The sequence below is a fragment of the Flavobacterium urocaniciphilum genome, from assembly GCF_900110615.1.
Classification (GTDB): Bacteria; Bacteroidota; Bacteroidia; order Flavobacteriales; family Flavobacteriaceae; genus Flavobacterium; species Flavobacterium urocaniciphilum.
Map to the genome: position 1 here is coordinate 1 of NZ_FOEI01000012.1, position 5,474 is coordinate 5,474.

A 5,474-nucleotide genomic window follows, 5' to 3' on the forward strand; every position below is an offset into this window, starting at 1 on the left:
CTTAATAAAAGAAGGCGGCGACATACTCTCCCACAAAAATGCAGTACCATCTGCGCAGTTGGGCTTAACTTCTCTGTTCGGAAAGGTAAGAGGTGAGCCCCAACGCAATAACCACCTTAGTGTTTTGTTATGTTTGAACAATTTAGATTGTTAATCATAACAGTTTCGTTAGTAATAACGATACAAATATTTTAACATACTGAGATAAAGAATAGATTTAAGAAAGAATTTCGCTCCCCCGATTTGCATCGGGGGAAGCATTACAATAAGCTTACGGGTTATTAGTACTACTCGACTATGACATTACTGCCTTTACATCTATAGCCTATCAACGTGGTCATCTTCCACGACCCTTAAAAGAAATCTCATCTTGTGGTGGGTTTCGCGCTTATATGCTTTCAGCGCTTATCCCTTCCGAACGTAGCTACTCTGCAGTGCTCCTGGCGGAACAACAGATACACCAGAGGTTCGTCCAACTCGGTCCTCTCGTACTAGAGTCAGATCCACTCAAATTTCTAACGCCCACAGTAGATAGAGACCGAACTGTCTCACGACGTTCTGAACCCAGCTCGCGTGCCACTTTAATGGGCGAACAGCCCAACCCTTGGGACCTTCTCCAGCCCCAGGATGTGACGAGCCGACATCGAGGTGCCAAACCCCCCCGTCGATATGAGCTCTTGGGGGAGATCAGCCTGTTATCCCCGGCGTACCTTTTATCCTTTGAGCGATGGCCCTTCCATGCGGAACCACCGGATCACTATGCTCTACTTTCGTACCTGATCGACCTGTATGTCTCTCAGTCAAGCTCCCTTATGCCATTGCACTCTACGCACGGTTACCAAGCGTGCTGAGGGAACCTTTAGAAGCCTCCGTTACTCTTTTGGAGGCGACCACCCCAGTCAAACTACCCACCAAACAATGTCCCCCGATACTCGGGGTTAGGCCTCAGACAAGCAAAGGGTGGTATTTCAACAATGACTCCACAACGCCTGGCGACGCCGCTTCAAAGTCTCCCACCTATCCTACACATCACGTGTCCAAGGTCAATATTAAGCTATAGTAAAGGTGCACAGGGTCTTTTCGTCCCACTGCGGGTAATCGGCATCTTCACCGATACTACAATTTCACCGAGCTCATGGCTGAGACAGTGTCCAGATCGTTACACCATTCGTGCAGGTCGGAACTTACCCGACAAGGAATTTCGCTACCTTAGGACCGTTATAGTTACGGCCGCCGTTTACTGGGGCTTCAATTCAATGCTTCTCCGAAGATAACATCTCCTCTTAACCTTCCAGCACCGGGCAGGTGTCAGGCCCTATACTTCATCTTACGATTTTGCAGAGCCCTGTGTTTTTGATAAACAGTCGCCTGGACCTCTTCACTGCGGCCAGCTTACGCTGGCGACCTTTCTCCCGAAGTTACAGGTCTATTTTGCCTAATTCCTTAGCCATGAATCTCTCGAGCACCTTAGGATTCTCTCCTCAACTACCTGTGTCGGTTTACGGTACTGGTACTTATAATCTAAGTTTAGAAGTTTTTCTTGGAAGCCCTTAGGCACACTATCCCTTTGTCCGAAGACTCCGAGTACTATCGTATTTCCCCAAATCCTGCGCATTTAACTACAAGACTTATAGGTAGGTACTTCAACGAACTATTCCGTCAGTTCGCGGTGCTTTCATCACTCCGTCACTCCATCACAATTATAAGTAGTACGGGAATATTAACCCGTTAGCCATCGACTGTCCCTTTCGGGTTCGCCTTAGGACCAGACTAACCCGCAGCTGATTAGCATAGCTGCGGAAACCTTAGTTTTTCGGTGTGCGGGTTTCTCGCCCGCATTATCGTTACTTATGCCTACATTTTCTTTTCTAAACAGTCCAGCAATACTCACATATCACCTTCAACCCAGTTTAGAATGCTCCCCTACCACTTGTACATACGTACAAATCCATAGCTTCGGTAGTATACTTATGCCCGATTATTATCCATGCTCGTCCGCTCGACTAGTGAGCTGTTACGCACTCTTTAAATGAATGGCTGCTTCCAAGCCAACATCCTAGCTGTCTGGGCAGACAAACCTCGTTTTTTCAACTTAGCATACATTTGGGGACCTTAGCTGATGGTCTGGGTTCTTTCCCTCTCGGACTTGGACCTTAGCACCCAAGCCCTCACTGCTGGTAAACATTATATAGCATTCGGAGTTTGTCAGGAATTGGTAGGCGGTGAAGCCCCCGCATCCAATCAGTAGCTCTACCTCTATATAACTATAATCCAGCGCTGCACCTAAATGCATTTCGGGGAGTACGAGCTATTTCCGAGTTTGATTGGCCTTTCACCCCTACCCACAGGTCATCCGAAGACTTTTCAACGTCAACCGGTTCGGACCTCCACTATGTGTTACCACAGCTTCATCCTGCCCATGGGTAGATCACACGGTTTCGCGTCTAACATTACTGACTAAAGCGCCCTATTCAGACTCGCTTTCGCTACGGATCCGTGACTTAATCACTTATCCTCGCCAGCAACGTTAACTCGTAGGCTCATTATGCAAAAGGCACGCCGTCACCCCACTAAAGGGCTCCGACCGCTTGTAGGCGTATGGTTTCAGGATCTATTTCACTCCGTTATTCACGGTTCTTTTCACCTTTCCCTCACGGTACTGGTTCACTATCGGTCTCTCAGGAGTATTTAGCCTTAGCGGATGGTCCCGCCAGATTCACACAGGGTTTCACGTGCCCCGCGCTACTCAGGATACCACTATTAATATCTTCTCTTACTTATACGGGACTATCACCCTCTTTGGTTAACCTTTCCAGGTTATTCTAATTCAATCCGCATTAAATGTCGTGGTCCTACAACCCCAATATTGCCGTAACAACATTGGTTTGGGCTAATCCGCGTTCGCTCGCCACTACTTACGGAATCACTTTTGTTTTCTTCTCCTCCGCCTACTTAGATGTTTCAGTTCAGCGGGTTCACCCTCCTATCGGAGTAATGCATCTTCAATGCACTGGGTTGCCCCATTCGGATATCTACGGATCAATTCGTGTGTGCCAATCCCCGTAGCTTTTCGCAGCTTATCACGTCCTTCATCGTCTCTGAGAGCCTAGGCATCCCCCATACGCCCTTATTTTGCTTATTGTATTCTTTATTATATTTTTACCTATATATTGCTGTGCGCAATATATACGTGTTCTTTCTACTTTTGTATTTCTTATCTCAATATGTCAATGAACTTTTATGCTTCTATAAGCATTCGTGGAGAATATCGGAGTCGAACCGATGACCTCCTGCGTGCAAGGCAGGCGCTCTAGCCAGCTGAGCTAATCCCCCGTATCTTTAGTGTTTAGTTTACAGTTTTCAGTAAACAGTACTTCAAACGGCTTGCTCAACCTCTAAAATTTCCTTCAATTTAAAAAAGTAGTCCCGGGCAGACTCGAACTGCCGACCCCTACATTATCAGTGTAGTACTCTAACCAGCTGAGCTACGAGACTCTGTATTTAAATTTGTTTTTTTTGAACTAACAGCAAGAGTAATACTTCTCTTATATTTATTATAACACCACAATTATCTTATGTCTCTAGAAAGGAGGTGTTCCAGCCGCACCTTCCGGTACGGCTACCTTGTTACGACTTAGCCCCAGTTACCAGTTTTACCCTAGGCAGCTCCTTGCGGCGACCGACTTCAGGTACCCCCAGCTTCCATGGCTTGACGGGCGGTGTGTACAAGGCCCGGGAACGTATTCACCGGATCATGGCTGATATCCGATTACTAGCGATTCCAGCTTCATAGAGTCGAGTTGCAGACTCCAATCCGAACTGAGACCAGTTTTGAAGATTCGCTCCTTATCGCTAAGTGGCTGCTCTCTGTACTGGCCATTGTAGCACGTGTGTGGCCCAAGGCGTAAGGGCCGTGATGATTTGACGTCATCCCCACCTTCCTCACGGTTTACACCGGCAGTCTCGTTAGAGTTCCCGACATGACTCGCTGGCAACTAACGACAGGGGTTGCGCTCGTTATAGGACTTAACCTGACACCTCACGGCACGAGCTGACGACAACCATGCAGCACCTTGAAAAACGTCCGAAGAAAAGTCTGTTTCCAAACCTGTCGTTTCCCATTTAAGCCTTGGTAAGGTTCCTCGCGTATCATCGAATTAAACCACATGCTCCACCGCTTGTGCGGGCCCCCGTCAATTCCTTTGAGTTTCACACTTGCGTGCGTACTCCCCAGGTGGGATACTTATCACTTTCGCTTAGCCACTCAGATTGCTCCGAACAGCTAGTATCCATCGTTTACGGCGTGGACTACCAGGGTATCTAATCCTGTTCGCTCCCCACGCTTTCGTCCATCAGCGTCAATATATTGATAGTAACCTGCCTTCGCAATTGGTATTCCATGTAATATCTAAGCATTTCACCGCTACACTACATATTCTAGTTACTTCCCAATAATTCAAGCCCTACAGTATCAATGGCAGTTTCCTAGTTGAGCTAGGAGATTTCACCACTGACTTATAAGGCCGCCTACGGACCCTTTAAACCCAATGATTCCGGATAACGCTCGCATCCTCCGTATTACCGCGGCTGCTGGCACGGAGTTAGCCGATGCTTATTCTTACGGTACCGTCAAGCTGCTACACGTAGCAGTGTTTCTTCCCGTATAAAAGCAGTTTACAATCCATAGGACCGTCTTCCTGCACGCGGCATGGCTGGTTCAGGCTTGCGCCCATTGACCAATATTCCTCACTGCTGCCTCCCGTAGGAGTCTGGTCCGTGTCTCAGTACCAGTGTGGGGGATCTCCCTCTCAGGACCCCTACCCATCGTTGCCATGGTAAGCCGTTACCTTACCATCTAGCTAATGGGACGCATGCTCATCTTGTACCGTTGGAACTTTAATAATCAGAAGATGCCTTCCGAAGATACTATGAGGTATTAATCCAAATTTCTCTGGGCTATCCCTCTGTACAAGGTAGATTGCATACGCGTTACGCACCCGTGCGCCGGTCTCAAGTTAGCAAGCTAACTCTACCCCTCGACTTGCATGTGTTAAGCCTGCCGCTAGCGTTCATCCTGAGCCAGGATCAAACTCTTCATCGTAGATTGTTTAGTCACATATGACTATTTATAATATCGACGATAATTGCTAGGTTGTGTTTTTTCTAATACTCGAAAAAGTCTTACTCTTATTCTTGTATGCTGTCAATCCAATATGTCTATGAACTTAATCTCTTTTCTTATCACTAACCTCTCTCGGTTAGCGGGTGCAAAAGTAGAAATTCTTTTTTAATTACCAAAACTTTTTGAAACTTTTTTTTGAGAAAATTTTCATCCCGTTTTTGTCAATCATTATGTTTAAGAACTCCCTCAGTTGCGGGGTGCAAAGATAACATCTTTATTTTTTATAATCCAAATCTTTTTTGAAGTTTTTTTAAAGTTTTTCGCTTTCGCCTTAAACTCAAACCCTTAAAGA

At 46.5% G+C, this 5,474-nt stretch carries 2 tRNA genes and 3 rRNA genes; all 5 read right to left on the reverse strand.

Annotation, left to right across the window (positions count from 1 at the left end):
* Positions 1-9: 9 nt before the first annotated feature.
* Positions 10-119 (reverse strand): 5S ribosomal RNA (gene rrf / locus BMY86_RS12835).
* A gap of 142 nt (positions 120-261) precedes the next feature.
* A 23S ribosomal RNA gene (locus tag BMY86_RS12840) occupies positions 262-3,142 on the reverse strand.
* Between the two features lie 117 nt (positions 3,143-3,259).
* A tRNA-Ala gene (locus BMY86_RS12845) sits at positions 3,260-3,333 on the reverse strand.
* Between the two features lie 88 nt (positions 3,334-3,421).
* Positions 3,422-3,495: transfer RNA gene (locus BMY86_RS12850), tRNA-Ile, on the reverse strand.
* Positions 3,496-3,585: 90 nt separating this feature from the next.
* Positions 3,586-5,101, reverse strand: a 16S ribosomal RNA gene (locus tag BMY86_RS12855).
* The 16S, 23S and 5S rRNA genes sit together here with 2 tRNA genes alongside, the layout of an rRNA operon.
* Positions 5,102-5,474: the final 373 nt, after the last annotated feature.